The 2,606-nt window shown below is 65.3% G+C and carries 4 protein-coding genes; all 4 read right to left on the bottom strand.

What is annotated here, in order from left to right; genetic code table 11:
* On the bottom strand, positions 1-352 hold a 352-nt coding region (locus tag N878_RS17320), incomplete at its 3' end, for a flagellar motor protein MotB (RefSeq protein WP_021444862.1).
* Positions 349-1,221 carry a flagellar motor stator protein MotA gene (motA, locus tag N878_RS17315; RefSeq protein WP_031303377.1) on the bottom strand — a complete coding sequence of 291 codons (873 nt, stop codon included), beginning with the start codon at positions 1,219-1,221 and terminating at the stop codon, positions 349-351. The genes N878_RS17320 and motA, both read right to left, overlap by 4 nt.
* A gap of 1 nt (position 1,222) precedes the next feature.
* A complete protein-coding gene (locus tag N878_RS17310) occupies positions 1,223-1,957 on the bottom strand; it encodes a FliA/WhiG family RNA polymerase sigma factor (RefSeq protein WP_021444860.1) in 735 nt (244 codons plus the stop codon).
* A 16-nt stretch (positions 1,958-1,973) separates the two neighbouring features.
* Positions 1,974-2,450 (bottom strand): flagellar basal body-associated protein FliL, encoded by a 477-nt coding sequence (gene fliL, locus N878_RS17305; RefSeq protein WP_031303376.1) that lies wholly within the window; start codon positions 2,448-2,450, stop codon positions 1,974-1,976.
* Positions 2,451-2,606 lie beyond the last annotated feature (156 nt).

Raw genomic sequence — 2,606 nt, 5'->3', positions numbered from 1 at the left:
CGTCGCCCAACTCGGCGCCGGGGTCTTCCTGCGGCGTGCGCGCCTGGTTGTCGCGATCCTTGCGCGGGCTGACCTGCACCGGCACGCCGTCTAGATCCAGCGGCGTGCGGCTGCTGCCATCGAAGATGCCGGCGCCGCCCTCGACCAGCGGGTTGGTCAACATGTCGGCGTCGGCGCGACTCTGCTGCGGGTTCTGCGGCTGGATGATCCACAGCACCATGAACAGCGCCATCATGGCCAAGGTGAAGTCGGCGAAGGCCACCTTCCAGGCGCCGCCGTGGGTATCGTCGTGGCCCTTCTTGCTGCGCCGCTTGACGATGACCTCGTGCTGTTGATCGCCGCGCTTCTTCATGCCGCGTCCCTTTCATCCTCGTAGCGGTTGACCCAGGTCTCCAGCTGCTTGAATGCCGGCTTGACGTCCTGCTCGATCAGCTTGCGCCCGGCGTCCACCGCCAGCAGGGTGGGCTTGCCGGCGACGTGGGCGACCAGGGTGGTGCGCACGCACTCCAGCGCCGACAGCTCGGTCTTGATCCGCTGGCTCATGGCGTTGGACAGCGGCTCCATCACGCAGTAGCACATGAAGATGCCGAGGAAGGTGCCGACCAGCGCCGCGGCGACGTGGGCGCCGATCTCGGCCACCGAACCGCCGATATTGCCCATGGTGATGATGATGCCCATGATCGCCGCGAGGATGCCGAAACCGGGCATCGCCTCGCCGATCTTGTGCAGCGAGCGCGCCGGCTGCAGCAGGATGTGCTCCATGGCCTCCAGCTCCTGTTCGAGGAAGCCTTCCAGCTCGTGGGCGCTGATCTTGCCCATGGCCATCAGGCGAAAATTGTCGGCGATGAAGGCCATCAGGTTCTTCTCCTGACAGATCAGCGGGTACTTGGCGAACAGCTCGCTCTGTTCCGGTTCCTCGATATGCGCGTCGAGCACCTTGAGGCCGCCGACGTCGACCATCTCCAGCAGCTCGTAGAGCAGCATCAACAACTGGCGCTGGAACTCCTCGCCGCGGCGCTTGTAGACGAACACGCCCTTGATCTGCTGGCACATCTCCACCAGCACTTCCTTGGGGTTGCCCACCACCAGCGCGCCGAGACCGGCGCCGACGATGATCACCACCTCGGCCGGCTGCCAGAGCATGGCCAGCTCACCATGGGCCATGACGTAACCGCCGAGCACGCAGGCGACGATGATCAATGCACCTAATAACTTCTGCACCCTAGCCTCTCTCGTTCAGGTAGCGGCTGGCCTTGGCGATCGCCTGCTTGCTCAACTGGCAGACGCGCGCGTCGCTCAGTTCCAGCACCAGGGCGATTTCCTTGAGGCTCAGCTCGTGTTGGTAGTAAAGGGTCAGCACCAGCCGCTCGCGCTCGCTGAGCTGGCTCAGCGCCTGGGCCAGCAGGCGCTCCTTGAGCACCCGATCCTCGACCGCGCTGGCGCCGCAGGCGAAGCCTTCGTGGCCGTTCTGCAGCAGCTCGTCGAGGCTCTCGATGGCCTCGCAGGCATCGGCCTGGAGAAAGTCCTGGTAGTCCTTGGCGCTGATCCCGGCGGCGGCGAGGATCTCCTCCTCCTGCGGCACCCGACCGAGCTGGCGCGCCAGCTGGCGGATGGCGTCGCGAATCCTGTGGGTCTGCTGACGCACCTGACGCGGTCGCCAGTCCTGGCGGCGCAGCTCGTCGAGAATCGCGCCACGGATGCGCAGCGCAGCGAAGCGACCGAACTGTTCGTCCGGCGTGCCGTAGCGACGCAGGCATTCGAGCAGACCCATCAGGCCGATCTGCTCCATGTCCTCGCGATCGAGCACCTGATTGGCCTGCAGCGCCAGCTGGCTGACGATGCGTTTGACCAGCGGCAGGTACTGCAGCAGCCACTTCTGCTCGGCCCCGGGGGCGAACAGCGCGGCTCCACCCTGTTCGGCGGCGTAGCGGTAGTCGATGGCGCAGGTGGCGTTCATGGCTAGGCTCTGCTCTTTACTGAACGATCAGCTTGCTGACCAGCACGTTGGCGAACGGCATCGCCAGTTTCTTGCTGGCGAAGTCGTCGAACAGCACCCGCTCCAGGGCACTCTGCAATTCGGGGATGGGCATGCCACGCAGCTTCTCGAAGGTCATCGAGGAGAGGTGCGCCACCACCGAGTTGCGCACCATGGGGTCGATCTGCTCGAGCTTCTTCGGGTCGGTCTCCAGGTCGGCCTGCAGCACCAGGTCCAAGACGAAGTAGTGTTCGCGGCTCTCGCCCTGCAGGCTGACGATGACCTTCTCGATGGGGAAGAAGCGGTATTCGCTCTTGGCTTCCTCGGCGTCGCTGTCGGCGCTGCCGACGGAAATGCCGAGCACCGCCTGGCCGGTTTGCATGGACTTGAGCGTGGCGTAGTTGAAGACGCTGGCGCCGACCACCACCAGGGTGTTGAAGATAAGCAGCAGCAGGATGATCCGCGGCATTGTCATGGTTGAGTCTCGATTGATTGGCGGTTAAACGGTGACCAGCACATCGCTGGCCGACTCCCGGGCACGCGGCGCGACGCTCGCCGCACTGTCGCCGGCGGCCTGCACCGGCTCATCGCCGCGCCAGGCCTGACGCGGTGCCTGCTGGTGCTGGCGACC

This window comes from Pseudomonas sp. EGD-AK9 (assembly GCF_000465935.2).
GTDB lineage: Bacteria > Pseudomonadota > Gammaproteobacteria > Pseudomonadales > Pseudomonadaceae > Aquipseudomonas.
The sequence above is the reverse complement of the archived record's forward strand: the minus strand, read 5'-3'. Positions and strand labels throughout refer to the sequence as shown.